General features: G+C 68.6%; 20 protein-coding genes. 9 read left to right on the forward strand and 11 right to left on the reverse strand.

Annotation, left to right across the window (positions count from 1 at the left end; translation table 11 throughout):
* Window positions 1-167: 167 nt before the first annotated feature.
* The gene (locus AB0L95_RS25275) at window positions 168-1076 is read right to left on the reverse strand and encodes an MBL fold metallo-hydrolase (protein ID WP_365164771.1); all 909 of its coding nucleotides are present in this window, start codon (window positions 1074-1076) and stop codon (window positions 168-170) included.
* Window positions 1077-1403: 327 nt separating this feature from the next.
* Between AB0L95_RS25275 and AB0L95_RS25280 the strand changes: the two genes are divergently transcribed.
* Together AB0L95_RS25280 and AB0L95_RS25285 are read left to right on the forward strand one after the other, a co-directional pair.
* The gene (locus AB0L95_RS25280) at window positions 1404-2300 is read left to right on the forward strand and encodes a helix-turn-helix transcriptional regulator (RefSeq protein WP_365164773.1); all 897 of its coding nucleotides are present in this window, start codon (window positions 1404-1406) and stop codon (window positions 2298-2300) included.
* Between the two features lie 183 nt (window positions 2301-2483).
* Window positions 2484-3182 carry an SDR family oxidoreductase gene (locus AB0L95_RS25285; RefSeq protein ID WP_365164775.1) on the forward strand — a complete coding sequence of 233 codons (699 nt, stop codon included), beginning with the start codon at window positions 2484-2486 and terminating at the stop codon, window positions 3180-3182.
* Between the two features lie 104 nt (window positions 3183-3286).
* Here AB0L95_RS25285 and AB0L95_RS25290 read toward each other — a convergent pair whose 3' ends face one another.
* On the reverse strand, window positions 3287-3730 hold the full coding sequence (locus tag AB0L95_RS25290) for a MarR family transcriptional regulator (RefSeq protein WP_365164778.1): 444 nt from the start codon (window positions 3728-3730) through the stop codon (window positions 3287-3289).
* 292 nt (window positions 3731-4022) lie between these two features.
* Between AB0L95_RS25290 and AB0L95_RS25295 the strand changes: the two genes are divergently transcribed.
* From AB0L95_RS25295 to AB0L95_RS25305, 3 genes are all read left to right on the forward strand, one after another.
* On the forward strand, window positions 4023-4757 hold the full coding sequence (locus tag AB0L95_RS25295; RefSeq protein ID WP_365164780.1) for an acetoacetate decarboxylase: 735 nt from the start codon (window positions 4023-4025) through the stop codon (window positions 4755-4757).
* A gap of 37 nt (window positions 4758-4794) precedes the next feature.
* Entirely contained in the window at window positions 4795-5748 is a 954-nt protein-coding gene (locus AB0L95_RS25300) for a 3-hydroxyacyl-CoA dehydrogenase NAD-binding domain-containing protein (protein WP_365164782.1), read from the forward strand.
* A 106-nt stretch (window positions 5749-5854) separates the two neighbouring features.
* Window positions 5855-7384, forward strand: coding sequence for a CoA transferase (locus tag AB0L95_RS25305; protein ID WP_365164784.1), 1530 nt, complete (start codon window positions 5855-5857; stop codon window positions 7382-7384).
* Between the two features lie 45 nt (window positions 7385-7429).
* On the opposite strand, the gene AB0L95_RS25310 is transcribed toward AB0L95_RS25305, so the two are convergent.
* Window positions 7430-8416: an SDR family NAD(P)-dependent oxidoreductase gene (locus AB0L95_RS25310; RefSeq protein WP_365164889.1), complete on the reverse strand. Its 987-nt coding sequence runs from the start codon at window positions 8414-8416 to the stop codon at window positions 7430-7432.
* A gap of 300 nt (window positions 8417-8716) precedes the next feature.
* Here AB0L95_RS25310 and AB0L95_RS25315 point away from each other — a divergent pair, with 300 nt between their 5' ends.
* Window positions 8717-9052: a hypothetical protein gene (locus AB0L95_RS25315; protein ID WP_365164786.1), complete on the forward strand. Its 336-nt coding sequence runs from the start codon at window positions 8717-8719 to the stop codon at window positions 9050-9052.
* 86 nt (window positions 9053-9138) lie between these two features.
* Here AB0L95_RS25315 and AB0L95_RS25320 read toward each other — a convergent pair whose 3' ends face one another.
* Window positions 9139-10389: an MFS transporter gene (locus tag AB0L95_RS25320; protein ID WP_365164789.1), complete on the reverse strand. Its 1251-nt coding sequence runs from the start codon at window positions 10387-10389 to the stop codon at window positions 9139-9141.
* Between the two features lie 299 nt (window positions 10390-10688).
* Here AB0L95_RS25320 and AB0L95_RS25325 point away from each other — a divergent pair, with 299 nt between their 5' ends.
* From AB0L95_RS25325 to AB0L95_RS25335, 3 genes are read left to right on the forward strand one after another with little or no spacing between them, the layout of a single operon-like run.
* A complete protein-coding gene (locus tag AB0L95_RS25325) occupies window positions 10689-11342 on the forward strand; it encodes a TetR/AcrR family transcriptional regulator (RefSeq protein WP_365164791.1) in 654 nt (217 codons plus the stop codon).
* A gap of 50 nt (window positions 11343-11392) precedes the next feature.
* The gene (locus tag AB0L95_RS25330) at window positions 11393-12805 is read left to right on the forward strand and encodes an MFS transporter (protein ID WP_365164794.1); all 1413 of its coding nucleotides are present in this window, start codon (window positions 11393-11395) and stop codon (window positions 12803-12805) included.
* Window positions 12802-12945 (forward strand): hypothetical protein, encoded by a 144-nt coding sequence (locus AB0L95_RS25335; RefSeq protein ID WP_365164796.1) that lies wholly within the window; start codon window positions 12802-12804, stop codon window positions 12943-12945. The genes AB0L95_RS25330 and AB0L95_RS25335 overlap by 4 nt, the downstream gene beginning before the upstream one ends.
* A gap of 131 nt (window positions 12946-13076) precedes the next feature.
* On the opposite strand, the gene AB0L95_RS25340 is transcribed toward AB0L95_RS25335, so the two are convergent.
* The 7 genes from AB0L95_RS25340 to AB0L95_RS25370 form a co-directional block, all read right to left on the reverse strand.
* A complete protein-coding gene (locus tag AB0L95_RS25340) occupies window positions 13077-13631 on the reverse strand; it encodes a GNAT family N-acetyltransferase (RefSeq protein WP_365164798.1) in 555 nt (184 codons plus the stop codon).
* Window positions 13632-13876: 245 nt separating this feature from the next.
* Complete coding sequence (locus tag AB0L95_RS25345; protein ID WP_365164800.1) at window positions 13877-16795, reverse strand: glycoside hydrolase family 3 C-terminal domain-containing protein; 2919 nt, start codon at window positions 16793-16795, stop codon at window positions 13877-13879.
* A 116-nt stretch (window positions 16796-16911) separates the two neighbouring features.
* Window positions 16912-17922, reverse strand: coding sequence for a LacI family DNA-binding transcriptional regulator (locus tag AB0L95_RS25350; protein ID WP_365164802.1), 1011 nt, complete (start codon window positions 17920-17922; stop codon window positions 16912-16914).
* Between the two features lie 31 nt (window positions 17923-17953).
* Window positions 17954-20212: an alpha-xylosidase gene (gene yicI, locus AB0L95_RS25355; protein ID WP_365164804.1), complete on the reverse strand. Its 2259-nt coding sequence runs from the start codon at window positions 20210-20212 to the stop codon at window positions 17954-17956.
* Between the two features lie 10 nt (window positions 20213-20222).
* Complete coding sequence (locus AB0L95_RS25360; protein WP_365164806.1) at window positions 20223-21080, reverse strand: carbohydrate ABC transporter permease; 858 nt, start codon at window positions 21078-21080, stop codon at window positions 20223-20225.
* Complete coding sequence (locus tag AB0L95_RS25365; RefSeq protein WP_365164808.1) at window positions 21077-22045, reverse strand: sugar ABC transporter permease; 969 nt, start codon at window positions 22043-22045, stop codon at window positions 21077-21079. Before AB0L95_RS25365 ends, AB0L95_RS25360 begins: the two co-directional genes overlap by 4 nt.
* Window positions 22042-23337, reverse strand: a complete 1296-nt coding sequence (locus AB0L95_RS25370) for an extracellular solute-binding protein (protein ID WP_365164810.1) — start codon at window positions 23335-23337, stop codon at window positions 22042-22044. The genes AB0L95_RS25365 and AB0L95_RS25370 overlap by 4 nt, the downstream gene beginning before the upstream one ends.
* Window positions 23338-23406: the final 69 nt, after the last annotated feature.

Raw genomic sequence — 23406 nt, forward strand, 5'->3', positions numbered from 1 at the left:
CGAGGTCTCCGTTCACGGCAGGGCTACGAGGGGTCGAACATACAGATCCGAGGCCTGCGGGCCGGTACGGGCCGGGTTTCCATGGCCCGCGTGCTGGTCAGGCGCGAAGGGAATGACCGGCCGAATGGATTGACCGTAGCTCGCCCCCTCATCCGTAGGGCGTTGTCTCAGTCGATGAAGACGCTCCACGCGGTGGCGTTGAGGTTGTCCGCGAGGAAGATGTCGGTGCCCCCCAGGCGCTTCTCCCAGGAGGGCATGAGCTCGGTCGCGCGGGCGACGACCGCGTCCATCCAGACCTTGAGTTCGGCCTGCTTGTTGTTCTCCGGCACCTTGGCGGCGGCCGCGACTTCCTTCAGGTCGACCGTCCGCAGCGCTTCGGAGGCAGCGGTGCGCAGGTCCCGGATGTACTCCCGGTTCGTCGCGACGTCCTCGGGCGTGCCGGGCAGAGCCATGTGACCGGTCACGACGGTGTCGAAGTCGTACTCCAGCATCTGGTCCATGGCGTCGAAGTACGCGGGCACGTGTGCGGAGAAGTACAGGCGGAAGAACGGCGCGTTCTTCGGCGAGAAGCTGTCCATCGCTCCCATGAGCTTCTGCTCGGGCAAGTGGATGAACAGGTTGCCGGCCTGGTGCCAGTCCCCTGCGTAGTCGAGGACGAACCTGACGCCGTCGATGTCCATCTCCGTGCGCCGGCCGCTGAAGGTCTCGGTGGGCAGGGGGCGCCGGTTGTCGTTCTTGGCCTCCTTGATGAACTCGCCGGTGATCTCGTGGGAGATGATCTTCAGGCCGGCCCGGTTCAGCAGGTGAGCCGCCCCGATGTGGTCGGCGTGCGCGTGGCTGTAGATGAGGTGGGTGAGCGGCTTGGGGGTGACCTCCTCGATCGCCGCCAGCAGCTTGTCCCCCAGGAACGGCGAGGCGTCCACCAGCACGACACCCTTCTTCGTCACCACGAACATCGTGTTGATCATCCCCTGGGTGACGAAGTAGGCACCACCGCCCAGCTCGTTGACGACAAACCCGGACTCCGGAATGTCCGGCCCCAGAGCAAAGTCAGGCACAGGCACGAACTCAGTCATGATGATCTCCTTTGTGTGACCCGTCCGGCGGACGGCCGAACGGTGCTGTTGTGAGTGGAAGGTGGTCGAGGGACGGCCGGCACGAGCCTCACCTGTGGCTGCCGTAGCCTTCGAGACATCGCAGGACAGCGCAGGTCGGCCGCTTCTTTCTCCAGCCCCGGTAGGGGGAGGTTTTCCGGCCTCATCGCCGGAGAGGCACATGCCCTACCACGCAGCATTGCGCGCTTTGCGTGGCTGCGGACCCCGCACATGCGCCTTGCCGAACCTAGGTCTGGCTGGTCCACCTTCACCGGCCCGTCACGGCGCTGCGGGCGGCACACTGGCGACATGAAGCAGAACGGCGAACTGGGTGACTTCCTGCGCTCGCGGCGGGCCCGTCTGCGCCCCGAGGACGCGGGTGCGGCTTTCAGCGGCGGCGCGCGCCGGGTGCCGGGGCTGCGCCGCGAGGAGGTCGCACACCTGGCCGGGGTGAGCACGGACTACTACGCCCGCCTCGAACAAGGCCGGCACCCCCACGTCTCGGAGACGGTGCTGGAGGCCGTGGCCCGCGCCCTGCGCCTGGACGACACCGAACGCGGCTACCTCTTCGAACTCGCCCGGCCCAGGACACCCGGCCCGCATCGGCGCCGTCCGGCCCGCGTACCGCGCTTGCGGCCGGCGGTCCACCGCATGCTCGACGTCCTCAACGACGTCTCACCCGCCCTCGTCATCAACCACCGCACCGACGTCCTCGCCGCCAACCACCTCGCCAAGGCGCTGATCACCGACTTCGACGCACTGCCGCACCGCGACCGCAACCTCGCCCGCTTCGTCCTGCTCCAGCCGGCCGCCCGCGATCTGTACAGGGACTGGGACCAGGTCGCCGCGACATTCGTCGCCGGCCTGCGCCTGGCGGCCGGACGCCACCCCGACGACCCTCAGCTGAACGAGCTGGTCGGGGAACTGTCCATCAAGGTGCCCGAGTTCCACACCTGGTGGGCCAGTCACCGCGTGGACCAGTGCGCCCACAACACCCAACATCTCGACCACCCCGTGGCCGGCGAACTCACCCTCACCTACGAAACGCTGGCCCTTCCCGCGGACCCCGACCAGAGCATCTGTCTCTACACCACCGAACCCGGATCCCATTCCACAGAGGCGCTCCGGCTGCTCGCCAGCTGGACCACGCCGACGGCTACACACGCATCCACCGCAACCGAGCACGCCACCACACACCAGAACTGACCGCCGGTCGGGCGTGTCAGTGACTTTGCGTAAAGTCCTTGAGTTTCACTTGGGGTTGAGCCTGTCCTGGAAGCACCCCGTACCGCGGACACCGCTCTCGGAACGGGCGCTCCGCCCCGAAGTCATGGGACGGGCTGTCCCACTCGAGGTTCGGTGGCAACTTACGAATTGAGGTGTTCGGTCATGGAGATCAAGGGATCGGTCGCGTTGGTGACCGGTGCGAACAGGGGCATCGGGCTGGCGTTCACCCGCGCCCTGCTGGCCCGGGGCGCGGCCAAGGTGTATGCGGGCGTGCGCAACCCCGAAAGCTTCCGGCAGCCGGGGGTCGAGACGCTGCGTCTCGACGTCACCGACGAGGACCAGATCGCGGACGCTGCCGCTGCGGCGTCCGACGCGACCATCGTCATCAACAATGCCGGCATCCAGGCCGGGCCGGCTCTGCTGGAAGGCTCCCTGGAAGGCGCGCGGCGCGAGATGGAGGTGAACTATCTGGGTACGTGGGCGGTCTCGCGTGCCTTCGCGCCGGTGCTCGCGGTCAACGGCGGCGGAGCGCTGGTGAACATGCTGTCGGTCGCGTCGTGGCGGGTGAACAAGATGTGGCCCAGTTACGCGGCGTCGAAGGCCGCGGAATGGTCACTGACCAACGCCCTGCGGTTCGGTCTGCGTCAGCAGGGGACACTCGTCGTCGGGGTGCACGTGGGTCCCGTGGACACCGAGGGCGCCGCCGCGCTCGATGCTCCGAAGTTGCCGGCTACGGAGGTGGCGGCACAGACTCTGGACGCGGTCAGCCGCGACGAGTCCGAGGTGCTGGTCGATGAGCTGTCCCGTCGGGTGCGTGCGGCGTTGTCCGGCCCGGTGGAGCTCCTGGAGCCGACCCAGTAGCGACACGGCCGGCTCGAGAGCCATGGTGCGTACCTGACCGAGGTCAGGCAGTGGTGCTGCACCGTCTTGCGGACGCCGACGTGATCGCTTCCTTCGTCCGGCGCTCAGGATTCCTCCGGGAGGGCGGAGGAGGCGGTGTTGTAGCGGGCGAGCAGGCTGCGTAGGGTCCGGACCTCCTCCGGGGACCAGCCTTCGGTGCGCGTGTCGACCTCACGGTGCATGAGGGCGTCGGCGCGGGCGAGGAGTTCCCGACCGAGATCGCTGGGGTGCAGGAGCTGGACGCGACGGTTGTCCGGCGCGGCGTCACGTACCACCAGGCCGGCGCGGTGCAGAGCGGCGACCTGGCGGCTGATCGTGGACTTGTTGATGCCGTAGAGGCCGACGAGGTCTGCCGCGCGGGCCCCGTTACGTTCGGCCATCTCGGAGAGCAGAGAGTAGTCGACGAAGCTCAGGTCCGGGTGGAGCCGCTCGGCGTTGGCACGGAAGCGCCGGGAGAGGGTCACCATCTCGCGGAGGAGTCCCGAGATCTCCGGGTCGCCATCGGCCATGTGCATGTCCTTCCCCTCGGCCCCCGCGCCCTGCGGCCGCCGCGGCGCCGCCCGGCGGCGTCAGCCGGGGCCAGGGCTGGCCCCGGTAGATCCACGCCCCGTGCGTGATCATACGCGTCGCACCCCATCGTGAGTTGCATTTTGCATCAGCGGCGGCCGAGAACTACATTCGAAGTGTTGCAGAATGCAACTCCACTCCTCCGTGGACACCCCTTCGAGGTGACCCGCCGCGAGGTGTGCGTCGCATCGCCCCGGCCCGAAGGCAGCGGGGCGGGAAAGGCAGCCGAGAGACATGCGAGCCCAGGACGTCGTCCGCGTACCGACCACCCCACTGGATGCTCCGGCCTTCCCCATGGGTCCGTACCGGTTCACGGACCGCGAGTATCTGAACATCACCTACCGGACCGATCCCGACGCCCTGGAGAGGGTGGTCCCGGAGCCCCTGCGGGTGGTGGACCCGCTGGTCCGCTTCGAGGTCATGCGGATGCCGGACGTCACAGGCCTGGGCGACTACACGGAGTCCGGCCAGCTCGCCGTCGTCGAGTACGAGGGCGAGCCGGGTGAGTACAGCCTGTCGATGTACGTGGACAACTTCCCGGCCATCGCCAGCGGGCGCGAGATCGGGGCCTTCCCGAAGAAACTCGGCCGACCGCGGCTCTACGTCGATCACGACACCCTCGTCGGCATCCTCGAGTACGGCTCGCTGCCGGTCGCCCAGGCGACCATGGGCTACAAGCACGCGCCGCTGGCCGCCGAGAAGGCACGGGACGAGCTCACACAGCCGACTTTCATGCTCAAGAAGCTGCCGCACTACGACGGCTCGCCACGCATCTGCGAGCTCGTCCGGTCGCAGATCAGCGACGTCACCGTGAAGGGCTCCTGGAGCGGTCCCGCCCGGCTGCAGCTCTTCGCCCACGCCCTGGCCCCGCTCGCCGACCTGCCGGTCCTGGAAGTGGTCTCCGTCTCCCACATCCTGACCGACCTCACGCTGGGCCGGGCCGAGGTCGTCCACGACTACCTGGCCTGATCCGGACCACCCATTCGAGCACAGAAAGACTTCTTACATGACCGAGAGCGGCAGCATCGCCGGAATCCGCACCGTCACCGTGGCCGGGGCAGGCGTCATCGGCGCCTCCTGGGCTGCGCTGTTCCTGGCCCGCGGACTGTCCGTCACCGTCAGCGACCCGCAGCCGGGCGTCCAGGAAGCCGTGTGCGCCCACATCGCCGAGGCCGCGTCCGGGATGGCGGCGCTCGGGCTGGACACCACGGACCTCACCGCCCGCCTGGCCTTCGAGCCCGATCTCGCCACCGCGGTCCGCGAGGCGGACCTGGTGCAGGAGAACGGACCGGAGCGGCTGGACGTCAAGCATGAGATGTGGCGCACCATCGAGGCCGACGCGCCCGCCGGTGCTCTGTTCGCCACGTCCACCTCCGGCATCCCGGCCACCGAGATCGCCACCGTCCTCAAGGCCCCCGAACGGCTCGTCGTCGGCCACCCCTTCAATCCGCCGCACCTGGTGCCGCTGGTGGAGGTCGTACCGGGCGAGCGGACCTCCGCCGAGACGGTCGAACGCGCGGTCAGCTTCTATCGCGCACTCGGCAAGCGGCCACAGGTGCTGCGCAAGGAGATGCCCGGCTTCGTCGCCAACCGGCTGCAGTCGGCGCTCTTCCGCGAGTGCGTGCATCTCGTGACCGAGGGCGTCGTCACCATGCAGGAGCTGGACGACATCGTTACCTCCTCCATCGGCCAGCGGTGGGCGGTCGCCGGCCCGTTCCGCTCCTTCCACGTCGGCGGCGGCGAGGGAGGCCTGGCGCATTTCATGAGTCACCTCGGCGTCGGCATGGAGAGCCGCTGGGCCGCCATGGAGCGCGAGAAGGTCGCCTTCGACGAACCGACCAAGCGACTGCTGACCGAACAGGCCAAGGACTTCGGCGGCACCGTCGACGAACTCGCCGCCGAACGCGACCGCAAGCAGATCGCCCTCATGCGCGCCCTCGCCGAGACCTTCGACGCCTGAGCCGCCGGCCCGGGACGCGACCCACCACCGCTACCCGCACCCCTCACCCCGGCGCGAAGCCCCACCACCCTTCACCCCTCACCTCGACGCAAAGGCTGCCGTACCCATGAGTGCCGACGAACTCACCGAGCGCATCGAAAAGGCCGTCGCCAATCCGCTGACCCGCGACGACGGCTTCGACATCCAGCAGGCTCTGCGCGAAGTCCTCGCCCCGGCCGGCCTGCGCCCCGAGGACAGCGGCGGAATGATCACCTTCATCGGCAGCGACCCGATCGTCCCGAGCGTCATGCGTCTGGGCGCGGTCCCCGCGCTCGGCCTGACCGCCAAGTCCGTCGCCCTGGCCGCACTCTGGCAACACCGCGGCGGTGAAGGCCAGGACATCACGATGGACCTGCGCAAGGCCCCGCACCGGCTGTGCCCCTTCTACGACAAGAAGTGGGAACTGCTCAACGGCTACCCGGGCGGCAACCCCTCGGATCCGGCCAGCCCCCTGGGCTTCGGCTTCTACCAGACGCGCGACGGCCGCTGGGTCATGCCGCTCAACCCCTACCCGAAGATCAAGAACGCCGTCTACAAGCTGTTGCGCACCTGGCCCGAGAAGCAAGCCGTCGCGGACGCCATCGCTCAATGGGACGCCGCCGATCTGGAGCAGGCAGGCGACGAGGTCGGCATAGTCATGCCGATGTTGCGCACCACCGAGGAGTTCCTCCGGCACCCGGCGTACGACTACATCGCCCGGGAACCGCTCATCAAGATCGAGAAGATCGGCGACAGCGAACCCGAGCCCCTGCCCTCCGCCGTCGACCAGCCCCTCTCGGGCGTACGCGCCCTCGGCATGGGCCACGTCATCGCCGGCGCCGGCGTCGGCCGGGACCTGGCCCAGCACGGCGCTGACGTTCTGAACATCTGGCGGCCCGACGAACTGGAGCACGACTCCCTCTACAACACCGCCAACGTCGGCGTCCGCTCCACGACCATCGACCCGTACAGCCCCGAGGGACGCGCGAAGATCCACGATCTCCTGCGCGACGCCGATCTCTTCTACGCCAATCGCCGCCCCGGCTACCTCGAGTCGATCGGCCTGAGCGCCCATGATGCCGCGGCGATCCGCCCCGGCCTCATCCACATCAGCATCTCCCTCGCGGGCGAGACCGGCCCATGGGCCCACCGGGTGGGCTTCGACCAGACCGCCGGAGCGCTCACTGGCATCATGCTCATGGAAGGCCAGGACGGCATCAACGCCCGGCCGACCAGTACACCGGCCTTGCCGTACATCAACGTCGTCAACGACTACGTCCTCTCCTGGCTGGCCACCACGGGAGCGCTCGCGGCCCTGATGCGCCGTGCCACCGAGGGCGGCAGCTACCGCATCACCCTCAACCTCACCCGCATCGCCACCTGGATCCTCAGCCTCGGCGTCTTCGACCACACCTACGCACACGAGGCCGCCCTCGACGCCGACCCCCGCTCCCCGCACGCGTATCTCGACCCGGACACCTTCACCGCCGACACGCCCTGCGGCCACTACCAAGGCGTCACCGACCAGGTGCTCCTGTCCAAGACCCCCGGCCGCTTCCGTGACATCCTGCTCCCCCGCGGCAGCAGCGCCCCCCTCTGGCTCCCCCGACACAGCTGACCGGCTCTCCGCACGGGCCGGAGCGTGCACCTTTGAGGGCGCTGCTTACGCGCCCACTGCGTCGAGCGACAGGGCCCAAAGGCGCTCGGCGACGTCGGGGCCGAGCGCATAGGGGGCTACGCCGCCCGAGGAGGTTCCCACAGCTTCGGGCGTCAGTATCTCCGCCTCGTTGCAGTCCTCGAAGTAACGACCACCGATGCCCTCCAGTTCGGGGGAGGTCGCGACCAGCACGCTCGTCGCGGCGCCCTGGGCGGTCGTCTTGAACCGGAACGGTGCGTCGAGGATCGACCCGGCCTCCCCGGCCGCCGCAGCGGCGCGCAGCTGCGCGGCCTGCTCCGGGTCCATATGGCGAGAAAGGTTCGTGTCCATGATCACGCCGGGGTGGACGGCGTTGGCGGTGATCCCGTCGGTGGCCCAGTGACTGGTCGCCCCGACCGCGAAGAGCACGTTGGCCGTCTTCGACTGTCCGTAGGCGAGCCACGGATCATAGGCACGGGAGCTGAAGTTGATGTCGTCGAACTCGACCGGCGAGGCATGGTGGCCGCGGGAGCTCAGCGACACGATGCGCGCGTTGCCGGCTGCCGCGAGCGCGTCGTGGAGGCCGAGCGCGAGCGCGAAGTGACCGAGATGGTTGGACGCGAACTGGAGCTCCCAGCCGTCCGGTATGCGATCGAGCGTGGGCAGCGCCATCACTCCGGCGTTGTTGACGAGGATATGCAGTGGCCCGGCCCAGGCGCTCGTGAAGGCGGCGATCGACTCCTGATCGACGAGGTCGAGTCGCCTGACATGGACGGCGTCATTGCCCGTCGCCTTACGGATGTCGGTCGCGGTGCGCTCGCCGGCGTCCGAGTTGCGGACCGCGAGCGTGACCGAGGCGCCGGCACTCGCGAGGGCGCGGGCGGTCTCGGCGCCAAGCCCCGACGAGGCGCCGGTGACGACTGCGTGCTTACCGGAAAGGTCGACGCCTTCGACTACCTCGGCGGCCGTCGACTCTTCTCCGAACGGGGTGTGAATGCGCTGGGTGGATGTCATGACCTCACGTCTTGATCTCTGGTTGGCTGCCTGTCCCTCACCTGAACATGTGAGGGGGCTCGACGCGGCGGGCCGATCCAGGATCGTGCTGTCCGCGCCCTCAGGCAGGGGTTTGTTCCCGTCAAGCGGTATCTGGTTCACATCCAGCATTGCGTTCTTCACACGTGTGCGAACCCTGCATGTGCGCCTTGCTGAACCTAGGTCTGGCTGGACCACCCTCGACTGCGTTCCGCGCTGGAGTCAGCCCGCGCGGCCGTCGCCGAAGGCGATCCCGCCACCGCACGCGCCTTGGTGGCGGACATGTACGACGATGCCCGCGAAGCCGGCCTCCCCTGGGCACCCTCGCCGCCCCGTCCCTGCGAGGCGGACCGGCAGGTGCGCGACTACGCCAAAGACGTGCTGCCGCAGGTTCTCCCCCTGCGCCTACGGGACCGTCTCAACCGCGTCGTAGTCTCCCTGAGTGTCACGAGCCGGCGCCTCCAGTCCGCCCGCGGCCTCGACGCGGCCACCCTTCATGACGTCCTCTACATCACCGCACGCGCTTGGATGGCCCTCGACCTTGCCCAGCCGACTGCGGCGCGACGCGAACTGGAACGCCTCGTAGCGATCGCGCGACGCTGCAGCGTGGAGCTCTGAGGGCCGAGTCCGTTGTGGCCCAGTGTCCGGTGAGCAGCCATGGTGGCCGAGAGAGCAGCCACGACGCCGGGCGTCAGCCGACGCATTCAGGCCTCCCGCGGGATCAGGAACCGGCCGGAGGCGGCCGAACCGACCGCCAGCAGCGCCGCAGTGGCAAGCGCCACGGTCGCCGAGTGGGTGGCCAGCGCGCCGCCCAGCGCGGTCCCGATCGGGAAGCCGATCAGGTTGACGCTGATCGAGACGGTCATGATGCGCCTGAGCCAGTCCGATTCAGTCCGGCGCTGTCGGAGCGACAGCAGGCTGACGTTCACCGCGCCCTCGGCCAGGCCCACCAACATGAGACCGATGCCCAGCGTCACCAGCGAGCCGAGCGCGCTCACCGGGAAGATCGCCACAGCGCACACCAGTGTCGCAGCGACCATGTAGCGGCGTTCTCCGCCCGCCCGCAGCACTTTGCCCGCGATCAGCCCCCCGACCGCGCCGGCCAGACCGGTGATCGCCCACATCAGACCGACATAGCGGTCGACCGACGTGCCCCCGTCGAGCCAGTCGGCCACGGCGACGGGCACGATCACGATCAGCATGCCGGCGGCGGCCTGGTACAGCGCGTACGACACCGCGAGCCCGCGCAGGGTGGAGTTGCGGAAAAGGTAGGTGATGCCTTCCCAGGCCGAGCGCAGCAGGTGTCGGCGGGGAGCGGACGGGGCCCCGGCGCGGCCCCCGCGCAGGAGGGTCAGGCTGAGCCCGGCCAGAACGTACATGCCCGCGGTGGTGAGCAGTGCGGGATTCGGACCGATCGCTGCGAACATCGCACCCGCCAGCAGCGGACCGACCACGTCGATCACGGAGAAGGTGCTCAGATCCAGGGCGTTGGCCTTGTCGTAGGCGGCCTCCGGCACGAATCCCGGAAAGAGGGTCCGGATCCCGCCCGCGGTCAGCGGGCTGGTCAGGGAGTACAGGGCGAGCAGAACGAAGAGCACGGGCTCGGTCAACGTCCCGCCCAGCGAGAGCAGTGCGATGCCACTGATGAAGACGGCGCTGGACAGGGTGTCCAGCGCCACGGCCCGAACCGCGCCGAGCCGGTCCAGGACGGCACCCGCGATCGGGCTCACCAGGAAGCCCGGCAGTGTCAGAAAGAATCCGCTGAGGCCTGCCATCGATACGGAGTGGAACTCCGCGATGACGTAGAGAACGATGACGAAAAGCAAGATGCTGCCGGCGAGTCGCGATAAGGAGGCGGCCAGCAGGAGTGGGGGGACGTTACGACTGCCGAGAACCTGTCGGTAGGTCAGCGGAGCAGTCTCGGTGGAATCCTCAAGAGACTCGGGTGTCTTCATACTGGAATTACACCCGGCCCGACCATTGGCCTCACACTGATCCAGCTCTTGTTGGTCATGAGGACTCCACTGTCGGTGCGATGCCGATGCTGCCATACGCCAACGATCTATTGAGGGTCCTCTGTCGGGTCTGCGGCGATGGTGTTCACGTCCCGACCGGCCGCACGCGACTTCGCCATGAGCATGCGGCTGCACGGCCAGGGCCGGTGCGTGGACCTTGCCCGGGGCCTACGTAGCAGGGAACACCTGCGTCCGACCACGCAGTAGACATTGTCTACGAAGACCGGTAGACAATGTCTATGGATAGCGAGAGCTCCCTTCGGGAGCGGTTGATCGATGTCGGAGTGGATCTCGTGACGAGCGAGGGCTCCACGTCGCTGGGGCTACGCGAGATCGCCCGCCGCGCGGGGGTGTCGCACGGGGCACCCCGTCGATACTTCCCCACGCATCACGCCCTGCTCTCCGCGATCGCCCGGCGCGGCTTCGAAGACCTCGGGTCCCGCTTCACGGCCGCGGTCACCGACATGGCATCGCCGCGGGCTCAACTGCAGGCAGCCGCGCGGGCGTACGTCGGGTACGCGCTGGAGTGCCGCGGAATGTTCGAGCTGATGTTCCGTCACGACCTGCTCGACAGCGAGAAGCACGCGTCGGACGGTGCACGGCTGCGGGAATCGACTCGCCCCCTGTTCGACCATTTCGTCGCCCTCGTCGCCCGTTGCCGGGCAGAGCGGGACTCCGCGTACCCCGGCGGGCCGGGCGTGCCTGCACCACCGCCGCCTGTGACGGCTGCCGCCTTGTGGTCGAACCTGCACGGCATCGCGCAACTGTGGACGTGGGGCAGTCTGCAGCTCGCCCTCGACGCCGAACCGCCCGGCGGCGCACCCCATGGCGACCAGCTCGATCGCCTCGTCGCGGCGGTGCTGGACGCTCATCTGGGCCCGGTGAGCGCGTGACCGCGCCCGTGCGGCGGCGTGCCGCCCTCCTGGCCAGCGTGGCCGGCGCAATGCTTGTTGCGCTGGACGGCACCGTTCTGCTGGTGGCGCAGCCCAGCCTCCAGCGCGATCTCGGCGCGAGCATGACGCAGGTCCAGTGGACGAGCACCGGCTATCTGCTCGCGGTGGCGTCGCTTCTCGTCATCGCCGGGCGTCTCGGGGACCGGTACGGACACCCTCGGCTGCTGCTCATCGGCGTACTCGGCTTCGGGGCCGCCTCGGGCGGCATCGCGCTGGCGTCCGGGGTCGGCTGGGTGATCGGCCTGCGTGTCGCACAAGGGGTGTTCGGCGCGCTGCTTCAGCCGGCGACCCTCGCGTTGCTGCGGCTGACGTATCCTGCGGACCGGCTCGGGGTGCCGGTCGCCCTTCGCACCAGCGCGATCGGGGTGGCCGCGGGGGCCGGTCCGATCCTCGGCGGTGTCCTCGTCTCCTCTCTGGGCTGGCGTGCCGTGTTCTGGCTCAACGCCCCCATCGCCCTTGCGATCGCCGCGCTCACCCTCGCGGTCCGGGCGCCGGCGCCCGAACACACCAGCCCCCGGCGGCTCGACCTCACCGGCGCAGCCCTGCTCGCGACCACCCTCGCGGTCATGGTCCACACCCTGACCGGCGTGACGGCCGACGGATGGACCACCGTGCCGACGCTGCTCGGACTCGCTGCCGTCGTGGCCCTCGCAGCCGTGTTGGCCTCGCACGAACGCCGCACCGCGCACCCGATCGTGCCGCACGCGGTGGCGCGGTCCACACCGGTGATCGCGTCCATGGCGATGCTGCTGGTCACCTCCGCCGGCCTGTTCGGGGCACTGTTCACGGCCACGTTCTACCTCCAAGACGTCCTCCGACTCGGTCCCTTCGACAGCGGGCTGCGCGTCCTTCCACTGACCGCTCTCATGGTCCTCGGCGCGCCCTTCGCCGGCACCGCACTGCGCCGGTACGGCCCGCGGCGCAGCGCGATCACCGGCACTGCCCTTGTCGTCGCCGGTATTGCGGGGCTGTCCCGGCTCGGTCCGGGCAGCACGTCGATGGCCATGGGTGCGGTGTTCGCTGTGCTCGGCGCGGGGTTCGCCACCGTGATGGTCACCGCTACCGGCACCGTCGTCGGGGACGCGCCGCCCGGGTACGCCGGGGTGGTCGGCGGCCTCAAGCAGACCGCGATGAACATCGGTCCGACCCTGGGCATCGCCATCGCCGCGAGCGCGACCAGGACACCCGCCGCGGCACATCCAGCGATCGGCCCCGTCTTGCCGGCCCTGGCCGCGTTCACGGCCCTCGGCTTCCTTCCGGCGGCCCTGCTACCCCCCATGCCCGGTCCGCCGAGCAAGACCGCAGAGACACGACCACTCGAGAACGACCAATCCGCCGCACCTCACAGGACACGTTCCACGAACGGTGTCGCCAGCCGCAAAGCCGCGGACAAGGCGTCGTGACCGCGGTCTTCCCTGGCCGACCGAGAACGGTCTTCCGCCCTTCAGGGCTGCCGCTCCAGCGCCCCCAGCAGAACACCGGCCCGTACGGCGAAGTCCTCGCCGCCGGCGTCTCGGCGGCCCTGCAACAGCTCAGCTATTGACGCAACGACTGCGATCGAATCATTGCAATGGATGGGAAGTGAACGCTACAGCGTGAGGGACGCGGGCAGCCTCACCGCGTCCCACCTCCCGCTGCTCACGGCGTACGCCGACGAGTAGCCGATTCCACCGCCTAGCGGACCGGGCGGTTGAGGCGCCAGAGCACCTCGATGCCGCTGCCTGAGGGGGCTTCGGATGGTGTTGCCTGCTCACGCCGGACTTCGGTGAACCCCAGTCGGCGAGGAACGGCGCCACTGGACGTGTTGGCCAGGTCGTGCGTGATTTCCACGTACTCCACGCCCGGCAGGGCGAACATCTCGGTGACCATGGCTGCGGTCGCTCTCGTGGCGATGCCCTGGCCTGTGGCGGCAGGATGCAGCCAATACCCCATCCTCCATCCCTGTGGTTCGGCCCCGCGGCAGATCTGGCACATGCCGATGACTGTGCCGTCCTTGGTGATGGCATAGTTGTAGGCCTCGCCGCTTGCCCACTTCGACTCGGACTTCGCGAGAAAGTCTCGGGTGCTCTTCTCGCTGTGGCAGGCGACCCACGGCATCCACGGGCGCAGATGGTCCAGGGACTCCTCGATCAACTTGAACGCCGGAGCGAAATCGCTCTGTCCCCGCCAGCGTCGCAGGACGAAGTCTCCGCACTCGATGGTCTGACTCGGTCGCTCCATGACAGCCATGATTGTTTCGCAGTACGGGTCACTGCAACGGGATACGTGCAATTGACGGGCCATCAATAAGGGCCATGAGCGTCGAGTTGACGGACAGCGCCGCACCGCCCCGCCGGACAGGCCGCGCTCCCGACCCGGGCCCAGTACCTGTGACGGACTGGGCCCGTGATCGAGCTCTCTGCTCCTCGTCCTCGCCGCCCTCGGCCTGCTCGGCCCGATCGCCGCGGCCACCCCCTGTCCCGCCGCCGCCCGGCTCAACCGCCGTTGACCGGCCCCAGGCTGAACGTCGACAGCCGCAGCCCCTTGCTCAACACCAGATACACGTTCCGCGCCCCCTTCGCCGCCTCCGGCAGCGGAGCCGTGACCGTGCCGTACGTGTACGGCGACGACGTCCCGTCGAAGTGTGCCGTGCCCAGCAGCCTGCCCGTGGGTGAGCCCAGCCGTACCTGCAGCGTTCCGGCGGCGCCCGCCAGCCGGGCCGTCACCGTCGACGCGCCCGCGCCCAGCTGCGCGTCCGTGAACTTCAGCCACGCCCCGTCCACCGTGGCCGACACCGCCGTCCCACTCGCCTTCGACTCGTCCACCAGGCTGATCGCGCTGTAGTCGTCGAAGTTCTCCGCACGGGTCACGGCAGACAGGTCGCGAGGCGGGATCGTCTCGCTCCGTACCCTCAGTGACGTCCGCGCCCGGATGTCCGACGACGACGCGCCCACCATCACGTCGTACGTCCCCGTCTCCACCACCCACTTCGAGCGCGTGACGTCCCAGTGCGCCAGGTCCGCGTCCCGCAGACGAAGCCTCACCGTCCTCGTCTCGCCCGGCTTCAACGACACCCGCTCGTACGCCTTCAGCTGCTTGAGTGGCTGCTTGTCACGGGATGCCCGCTGGTGGGCGTACAACTGGACCACCTCGTCACCGGTCCGTCTGCCCGTGTTGGTCACCGCCACCTGGTAGCCGTCGGCCGTCCGCCTCAGGTCGCCGTAGCGGAACGTCGTGTACGACAGGCCATAGCCGAAGGGGTACAGCGGCCGGCCCTTGTAGTACAGGTACGTCCGGTCCGACTTGATGATGTCGTAGTCCAGGATCGACGGCAGGTCCGACTCCGTGCGGTACCACGTCTGCGTCAGCCGGCCCGCCGGATTCGCGTCGCCGTACAGCAGATCCGCGAGCGCGTTGCCCGTCTCCTGGCCCGCGTGTGTCGTCCACAGCAGGGCCGGGACCTCCTTCTGCAGGGCGCCCAGCGTGGTGGGGTAGCTGTTCTCGACCACGACCACCGTCTTCGGGTTGGCCTTGTGTACCGCCCTGACCAGCGCCTCCTGCGACGGGGCCAGGCCCATGTCCGTACGGTCATGGGCCTCCCGCCCGTTGATCGCGGGCATCGAACCGACCACCACCACAGCCGAGTCCTTGCCCCTCACCGCCGCCACCGCGTCGTCGACTCCGCTGCGGACCACGTCCTTTGTGTAGTGCGCGGCCTTGCCCTCGGTCACCAGGCCGAGTGTGCCGTCGGCGTCGACCGGGCCCAGGTACACCGGGTTCGACCACCAGGACTCACCGGTCTCGTAGCCCGCGTAGCGCAGCAGATACGTCCCGTCGTCCTGACGCTCCAGCTTGAACTGCTGCTGCACGTACCAGCCGCCCGGCTGCGTCTGGTCGTTGACGAAGTCCGACCAGTTGTAGCCGACGTATTTGCGGTTCGCGGCCGAGCGCAGGGTCACGATGCCCGAACCCCAGTCGAACACGTCGAACTGCGAGCCGGCACCGTTCTCCGTCGTCTCCTTCAGCGGCGCGCCCGTTTCCCCCTCTCCCGCTGTCACGTACTTCCCGGTCGCCGTGTCCTTCAGGGCGATCCGGTCCACGCCCTCGCTGCTCGCCACCGATGTGCCGAGTTTCGCCTCGATGCCGTCCTTCGCCGTCACCGCGTACGGCAGACTTCCCGAGTACCAGTCCGTGTAGAGGGTGTCCGCGAGCGGGCCGACCACTGCAGCGTTCCCGGACTTCCTCAGCGGCAGCGCGCCGTCGTTCTTCAGCAGCACCGCCGCCTCGGTGGCCGCCTGCCGCGCCAGCTTCCGGTGCGCGGGGCTGTCGATCACGGACGCGTCGATCGAGCCGTACTTCCCGCCGCCTGGGTCGAACTCGCCGAGCCGGACCCGGACACTCAGTATGTTCCTTGCCGCCGCGTCGATGTCCGACTCCTTCAACAGGCCGGTTGACAAGGCCGACTTGACGGCACCGGTCGTCGGCCCGGAGTCCGTGTCGTTGTCGGTGAAGCTGTCGATGCCCGCCTTGAGCGCCGCCGCGTCCGCCTCGGCCTGGCTGCCGTAGTACTGCTGGCTGCCGACCAGGTTGCCGGGAGCGAAGGCGTCCGTGACGTTCAGCAGGTTCTGCGAGGTCCAGGTGCGCACGGTGTCGTTCAGAGCAGGGTTCACCGTGTTGGGGCGGCCGTTGACGAGGTTGTACGACGACATCACACCCGTTGCCGCGTCCGCCTCGATCGCGGGCTTGAATGCCTGCTCGTCGTACTCCTTCAACACGCGCGGGCGCAGTTCGGAGGATGTGGTGTCGCGGTGGACCTCGTTGTTGTCGGCGAGGAAGTGCTTGATCGTGGGCGCCGTCTTCAGGTGGTTCGGGTCGCTGCCGGTCAGGCCGGTGCCGTAGGCGGTGGAGATCGATCCGGTGAGGTACGGGTCCTCGGAGTAGCCCTCCTCGTTGCGGCCCCAGCGCGGGTCGCGCAGCAGGTTGGCCACGGGCGCCCAGAGGTTGAGGCCCCAGCCGGCCGGACGTTGCTGTTGGAAGCCGCGTGCCTCGTCGCCGACCGCCGAGCCGACCTGCCGGATCAGCGCCGGGTCCCAGGTGGACGCGAGCCCGATCGCCTGGGGGAACACGGTCGCCTTGCCGAGCCAGGCCACGCCGTGCAGGGCCTCGGTGCCGGTGCGGAAGGACTGGATGCCGAGGCGGGGGACGGCGGGCTCGTACTGGTGGAGGAGCGAGATCTTCTCGTCCAGGGTCAGCCGGGAGAGGAGGTCGTCGACACGTCTCTCGACGGAGAGGTTCGGGTTGCGGAAGGGGTAGGCGGGGTCGTCGGCGTGGGCGGGGACAGTGGCGCCGAAACTCGCGATCAGGGCGAGCGCCACGGCCAGGGTGGTTCTGCGTCTTCCTTGCGTGCCTTTCATGCCAGGGCTCCTTCGGTCAGGACCTTGCAGGAGGACGGACGGTTGTCAGGACTACGGAACTTCCAGGCCTCGGGGCTACGGGACTTCCAGGACTCGGGACTACGGAACTTCGGGCTTCAAGACGCGGTGCGCGGTGCGGTGCTCGCGCGGGGTGTGAGGTGCGGGACGAGCAGGGAGGCTTCCGGAACCGCCGCACCGCCCAGCTTCTTCATCAGCAGCTCCACCGCCCGCTCGCCCACCTCGGCGGACGGGATGGCGACGGAGGTGACCGGGACCCGGGCGCCCGCGGCCTGCTCGTCCGGGCAGATCGCGGTGACGGACAGATCACCGGGTACGTTCAGGCCGAGCGACTCGAAGGCGTCGATCAGCGGTTCGAGGACCGCCTCGTTGTGCACGACCACCCCGGTCAGCGCGGGCTGCTCCCGCAGCAGCCGCTCGGCGACCCCGCGGGCGGCGGCCGGTGCGGCCTCGCAGGGGTGCACCGACGACACGAGCCGGTGCCGGTCGGCTGCCGTCGTGAACCCCTGCGCCACCCGCTGCGCGAACCCGGTGCCCCGCACATACACCTCCGGCGGCGACCCGACCAGGGCCACCACCCGGTGCCCGAGCCCCGCCAGATGCTCCACGCACAGCTCCCCCGCCGCCTTGAAGTCGAGATCGATGCAGGTCAGGCCCTGCGCGGAGGCCGGGAATCCGATCAGCACGGAGGGCCGGTCCAGGATCCGCAGCAGCGGCAGCCGCGCATCGTGCATCTGGACGTCCATCACGATCAACGCGTCCACCAGCGCCGTGTCCGCCACGCGCCGCAGCCCCTCCTCGCCCTCCTCCTGGGTGAGCAGCAGCACGTCGTGGTCGTGCCGGCGCGCGGCCGTCACCACCGACACCGCGAACTGCATCACCACGGGGACATTGATCCCGGAACGCAGCGGCATCACCAGCGCCAGCACATTGGACCGGCTGCTGGCCAGGGCGCGGGCGCCGGCGTGCGGGCGGTAGCCCAGCTCGCGGATGGCCGCCTCGATACGCTGTCGGGTCTCCTCGGAGATGGAGCGCTTGCCACTGAGGGCGTACGAGACGGTGCTCGGCGAGACACCCGCGTGCCGGGCCACGTCCGTGATCTTCACCATGTCAGTCCAGCTCCTGTCAGGGGTGGCACCCTCACTCCGACTCCAGCTCCAACGAGAGAAATCCGGTGCCCGCCGCCGCACGGGCGGTCCGCTCCCCGCTCGCCAGCGCCCAGGACGCCCGAGGATCACTGCACGAGGCCCGCAGCGTCTTCCCCTCCTGTACGACGGTGAACGTCACGTCCCCGACGGGCACCGTCACCTGAGCGCCCTGCTCCAGCCCGAACGCGCGCAGGGTGACCCCGTCGGCGTACGGATAGTCGGGACGGTCGTCCACCGCGCCGACCGCGATCACCGCACCGGGCCGGACCAGCAGCGGAACGCTGGAGAATCCGTGCCGCTCACGCACCCAGCGCGGCCCGGTCACCGTGCGCCCGGTCACGAAGTGGGTCCACTCGCCCTCGGGCACGTAGTAGGACACGTCGCCCTCGTCGCTGAACACCGGTGCGACCAGCAGGTCCGGGCCGAGCATGTACTGCCGTTCCAGATGCGCGCACGCTGGGTCGTCCGGGAACTCCAGCACCATCGCCCGCATGATCGGCACGCCCTCGGCGTGGGCGGTGCGCGCGGTCTCGTACAGATACGGCATCAGGCGCAGCTTCAGCCGGGTGAAGTGCCGCAGCACGTCCACGGACTCCTCGTCGAACAGCCAGGGCACCCGGTAGGAGGAGCTGCCGTGCAGCCGGCTGTGCGAGGACAGCAGCCCGAAGGCGAGCCACCTCTTGAACAGCGCCGGGGTGGGGGTTCCTTCGAAGCCGCCGATGTCATGGCTCCAGTACCCGAAACCCGACAGACCGAGGCTGAGCCCGCCGCGCAGCGACTCGGCCATCGACGCGTAGGTGGCCTCGCAGTCGCCGCCCCAGTGCACCGGGAACTTCTGACTGCCCACGGTCGCCGAGCGGGCGAAGACGACGGCCTCCTGCTCGCCGCGGTGTTCGCGGAGCACGTCGAAGACGGTGCGGTTGTAGAGGTACGTGTAGTGGTTGTGCATCCGCTCCGGGTCCGAGCCGTCCGCGTAGGCCACGTCGAGCGGGATGCGCTCCCCGAAGTCGGTCTTGAAGCAGTCGACGCCCTGCGCGAGCAGCGCCTCCAGCTTGGAGGCGTACCAGTCGCGGGCCTCTGGGCTGGTGAAGTCGACGAGCGCCATGCCCGGCTGCCACAGGTCCCACTGCCAGACGCTGCCGTCCGGCCTCTTCAGCAGATGGCCCAGCGCCTTGCCCTCGGCGAACAGCGACGAGCGCTGCGCGATGTAGGGGTTGATCCAGACGCAGATGTGCAGGCCCTTGTCCTTCAGCCGGGCCAGCATCCCCTCCGGGTCGGGGAAGACCCGCGGGTCCCACTGGAAGTCGCACCAGTTGAACTCGCGCATCCAGAAGCAGTCGAAGTGGAAGACGGAGAGGGGCAGTTCGCGTTCCTTCATGCCGTCGATGAAGGAGGTGACGGTCGCCTCGTCGTAGGAGGTGGTGAAGGAGGTCGAGAGCCACAGTCCGAACGACCAGGCGGGCGGCAGGGCCGGGCGGCCAGTGAGGGCGGTGTACCGGCGCAGGATGTCCTTGGAGGTGGGGCCGTAGATGACGTAGTACGTCAACTGCTGGCTCTCCACACTGAACTGGACCCGCGACACGGCCTCCGAGCCGACCTCGAAGGACACCTTGCCCGGGTGGTCGACGAAGACGCCGTAGCCCGCGTCCGTCAGATAGAACGGGACGTTCTTGTACGCCTGTTCGCTGGCGGTGCCGCCGTCGGCATTCCAGATGTCGACGACCTGGCCGTTCTTCACCAGCGGCCCGAAGCGTTCGCCGAGGCCGTAGACCGAGGTGCCGACCCCGAGGCCCAGCTGTTCGCGCAGGTAGTGGGCGCCGGTGGCGTCGCGCATGATGCCCATGCTCTTGGGGGCGCTGGTGGTCAGGGTGCGGCCGTGGGCGAGGAAGTCGACGTGCCAGGGGCCGGTACGGGCGACGCGTACGGACAGGGCGCCCGAGGTGAGGGTGGCGTGCTCCTCGTCGTACTCCACGTGAGGTGAGAAGTCGTCGTCCCGTTGGATCTCGAAAAGGGGGCCCCGGGGCTGCTCGCCCTCGAAGTGCGTGAAGGTGAGGCCGATGACGTCCGGCATCGGGGCGTGCGCGCTGATCGTCACGACCGGTCCCTTCAGCAGGTCGCCGCGGTGGCGGATGGGCTGGGTCGGCGCATGGATCTCCAGGGCTCCGGGGGGTGTGGTCACGTCCAGGACCTGCACCGGGTGGGCCGCGGTGACGCCTTCGCGCAGCAACCAGTAGCCGTCGGTGAACTTCAAGCCGTACCCCCTACTTGACGGCACCCACGGCGATGCCGCGGGTAAGAGTCCGCTGGAAGACGAGGAAGAAGACGAGGGCGGGCAGGACGCCCAGCAGGGCCGCCGCGTTGGTCATCGTGGCGTCCATCAGACGCTGGCCCTGCAGGACACCGAGCGCCACGGACACCGTCTGGTTGTCGTTGGAGATCAGCATGACCAGCGGGAGCAGGAACTCGTTCCACGTCCAGATGAAGAAGAAGACGAGCAGCACCCCGATGGTGGGGCGGCTGACCGGCACCACGATCCGCCACAGCACCTGCCATGCGTTCGCCCCGTCGATCCGGGCGGCCTCGATGACCTCGCGCGGGAACTGCCCGAGGACCGAGGCGAGCAGATACGTGCCGAAGGCGGCCTGGATCACCGTGAAGACGATGATCACGCTCAACCGGGTGTCATAGAGGCCGGCCTGCTTGCTCAGGTAGTACAGCGGGTAGACCAGCGCCTCCTGCGGCAGCACGTTGGCGAGCACGAAGAAGGCGAGGACCCAGGTGCGTCCCCTGATGCGGCCGATGCCGATCGCGTAGGCGTTCAGCACGGACAGCACAGCCGCCAGGACGGCCACCGAGCCGCTGATGAGCACGGAGTTGAGGAGCTTCTGACCGAAGTCGACACGCTGCCAGAAGTCCTTCAGACCGTCCGTATACAGGCCCTTGGGGAGGCTGAGCGGTCCGTGCTGGGAATACTCGGCAGGGGACTTCACGGCGTTGACGGCGACGATCAGGAACGGCAGCACCATGAACAGGGCCGCGATGCACAGCGCGACGAGAACGGGACGACGGCCGACCGCCGTACGGGGCCGGGTGCGGAGCTCGGTGCGTAGGGTGGTCATGCGCGGGCCCCTTCCTCGGCGTCCTCGGCGCGGGTCTGGAGCTTCAGGCCCACCATCGCCAGGACGAGGATGATCACGGTGAGGACGGTGGAGATCGCGGCGCCGTACCCGACCTGGGTCTTCTCGAAGAAGGTGGTGAAGGAGAAGTAGGAGGGGACGTCGGTGGCGCCGCCCGGGCCGCCCTTCGTGAGCACGTAGACCGCCCCGAACACCTTCAGCGCCGCGACCGTGCACCAGGTCAGCACCACATAGATCTCCGGCCTGATCTGCGGCAGGGTGATGTGCCAGAAGCGGCGCCACCAGCCGGCGCCGTCCAGTTCGGCCGCCTCGTACAGCTGGGGGTCGACGCGCTGGAGCCCGGCCATGAAGACGACGAGCGGGAAGCCGAGCTGCACCCACACCATCACCCCCATGACGCTGTAGAGGGCGATGTCCGGGTCGCCGAGCCAGTCCTGCTGCCAGGAGCCCAGACCGACCGCCTTGAGCAGCGCGTTGAGGGCGCCGTTGTCGGGGGCGAGGATCCAGCTCCAGACGATGCCGGCGACCGCGATCGGCAGTACCTGCGGCACGTAGAAACAGGCACGCAGCACGGCGGCCACCTTGCTGCCGAAGTGCTTGCCGATATAGTCGAACAGCGCGGCGGCAAGGACGAGTCCGATCGCCGTCGGTACGACCGCCATGGCGACGACCATGAACAGGCTGTGCCGGAACGACGTCCAGAACTCGCTGTCGTCCAGCAATTGGCGGTAGTTGGCGAGCCCGGTCCACTTCGGCGAGCCGATACCGCTCCACTCCGTGAAGCTGACCCCTGTGTTCATCAGGAACGGGACGATGATCACGACGAGGAACGCGAGCACGCCGGGGAGCAGGAAGAGCGCGTACGACGTCTGGGCGCGGGCGCGGCGCGGGCCGGTGTGCGGGCGCTTGCCGACGGTCCGCACATCCCGTTCGACGGTGATCGTCATTGCTTCGGCGCACCCTGGTCGTATGCCTTCTGCAGCGCGCTGAGGTACGCGTCCGGCTTCTCACTGCCCGTGATCAGCTTCTGTGTCTCGGAGACGAGGGTGTCGTAGAAGCCGGGGACGGGCCAGTCGGGGTAGAAGGCCAGGCCGTCGCGTTGGGAGAGCGTGTTGAAGTCGGCGATCAGGGTCTTGGCCTGCGGGTCGGTGGTGGCGTTCGGGTCGGCCGCGACCGGGACGCCGCCCCTGTTGCCCAGCAGGTTCTGGATCTTCGGCGACATGGTGATGTCGATGAAGTCGTAGGCGAGGTCCTTGTTCTTGGCGCCCTTCGGGACGACCCAGAGGTTGCCGCCGGACCCGAGGGTGAGGTGGGAGCCGGGCCACAGCATGGTGCCCCAGTCGAACTTGTTCTCCGCCTTGAAGCGGCCGTACCACCAGCTTCCGCTGAACAGGATCGGGTTCTTGCCCTGAATGAAGGCGACACCCGCGTCCTCGGCCTTGGTGCCGCTGGACGTCTTGCTGATGTAGCCCTTCTTGACCCAGTCGGCGAAGGTGGTCGCGCCGTAGGTCCAGGCCGCGTCGTGGAAGTCGGTCTTGCCCTTGTACAGCTCGTACTTGTCGACCCAGGAGCGGTCGGCCTTCGACAGCGCGAGCTGGTACAGGTACTGCTGGGCCGGATACTCGGCGCCGGCGTCGGCGAGCGGGGTGACGCCCTTCGCGACGAACTTGTCCATCGCGGCGGTGAGGTCGTCGAAGGTCTGTGGTTGGGCGATCCCGTACTTCTTGAAGAGGTCCTTGTTGTAGAACACCATGGTGTATTCGGCGTAGTTGGGTATTCCGTACCACTTGCCGGATCCCATGACGCCGTTGGCGTCGTACTGACTCGTGGTCTTCACGCCCGCGCTGAGCTTCTTGTCCCAGCCGCGCTGGGTGACCTCGGGAGTCAGGTCGGTGAGAAGTCCCTGCTTGGACAGCAGGCCCGCCGTCGCGTTGCCCTTGTTGTACTCCATGATGTCGGGCGCGTCGGAGGAGTTGAGCACCATGGGCGCGGTTTTCTGGATCTGTTCGAAGCCCTTCTCCTCGAACTTCACCTTCACGCCGGGGTGCTTGGCCTCGAACTCCTTGATGGCCTCGTTCCAGGCGGCGCCCATCGCGCTGTCCGGGCTCTCGTAGTGCCACAGTTTGAGCGTCTTGCCGTCAGAAGAACCACTGTCCGAGCTGCCGCAGGAGGCCAGGAGCAGCGATCCGGACAGGATCACCGCAGCCGTCGCCGCCACACGCCGTCGTGCCGTCAACATCCAGTGCCTCCAGGGGAGTCGGATGGGTATCGGAGCGATCACGTAGCGTTTGTCGAATCGTTTCGATAC

This window comes from Streptomyces sp. NPDC052036 (assembly GCF_040680495.1).
Classification (GTDB): domain Bacteria; phylum Actinomycetota; class Actinomycetes; order Streptomycetales; family Streptomycetaceae; genus Streptomyces.

Excerpts from the sequence above, each read along its gene's own strand:
- AB0L95_RS25330 (WP_365164794.1), top strand. The coding sequence starts at position 11,393 with ATGCTTGTTGCGCTGGACGGCACCGTTCTGCTGGTGGCGCAGCCCAGC.
- AB0L95_RS25300 (WP_365164782.1), top strand. The coding sequence starts at position 4,795 with ATGACCGAGAGCGGCAGCATCGCCGGAATCCGCACCGTCACCGTGGCC.
- AB0L95_RS25345 (WP_365164800.1), bottom strand. The coding sequence starts at position 16,795 with ATGAAAGGCACGCAAGGAAGACGCAGAACCACCCTGGCCGTGGCGCTC.
- AB0L95_RS25280 (WP_365164773.1), top strand. The coding sequence starts at position 1,404 with ATGAAGCAGAACGGCGAACTGGGTGACTTCCTGCGCTCGCGGCGGGCC.
- AB0L95_RS25320 (WP_365164789.1), bottom strand. The coding sequence starts at position 10,389 with ATGAAGACACCCGAGTCTCTTGAGGATTCCACCGAGACTGCTCCGCTG.
- AB0L95_RS25350 (WP_365164802.1), bottom strand. The coding sequence starts at position 17,922 with ATGGTGAAGATCACGGACGTGGCCCGGCACGCGGGTGTCTCGCCGAGC.
- AB0L95_RS25340 (WP_365164798.1), bottom strand. The coding sequence starts at position 13,631 with ATGGCTGTCATGGAGCGACCGAGTCAGACCATCGAGTGCGGAGACTTC.
- AB0L95_RS25285 (WP_365164775.1), top strand. The coding sequence starts at position 2,484 with ATGGAGATCAAGGGATCGGTCGCGTTGGTGACCGGTGCGAACAGGGGC.
- AB0L95_RS25325 (WP_365164791.1), top strand. The coding sequence starts at position 10,689 with ATGGATAGCGAGAGCTCCCTTCGGGAGCGGTTGATCGATGTCGGAGTG.
- AB0L95_RS25305 (WP_365164784.1), top strand. The coding sequence starts at position 5,855 with ATGAGTGCCGACGAACTCACCGAGCGCATCGAAAAGGCCGTCGCCAAT.
- AB0L95_RS25310 (WP_365164889.1), bottom strand. The coding sequence starts at position 8,416 with ATGACATCCACCCAGCGCATTCACACCCCGTTCGGAGAAGAGTCGACG.
- AB0L95_RS25290 (WP_365164778.1), bottom strand. The coding sequence starts at position 3,730 with ATGGCCGATGGCGACCCGGAGATCTCGGGACTCCTCCGCGAGATGGTG.
- AB0L95_RS25360 (WP_365164806.1), bottom strand. The coding sequence starts at position 21,080 with ATGACCACCCTACGCACCGAGCTCCGCACCCGGCCCCGTACGGCGGTC.
- AB0L95_RS25275 (WP_365164771.1), bottom strand. The coding sequence starts at position 1,076 with ATGACTGAGTTCGTGCCTGTGCCTGACTTTGCTCTGGGGCCGGACATT.
- AB0L95_RS25315 (WP_365164786.1), top strand. The coding sequence starts at position 8,717 with ATGTACGACGATGCCCGCGAAGCCGGCCTCCCCTGGGCACCCTCGCCG.
- AB0L95_RS25370 (WP_365164810.1), bottom strand. The coding sequence starts at position 23,337 with ATGTTGACGGCACGACGGCGTGTGGCGGCGACGGCTGCGGTGATCCTG.
- AB0L95_RS25365 (WP_365164808.1), bottom strand. The coding sequence starts at position 22,045 with ATGACGATCACCGTCGAACGGGATGTGCGGACCGTCGGCAAGCGCCCG.
- AB0L95_RS25295 (WP_365164780.1), top strand. The coding sequence starts at position 4,023 with ATGCGAGCCCAGGACGTCGTCCGCGTACCGACCACCCCACTGGATGCT.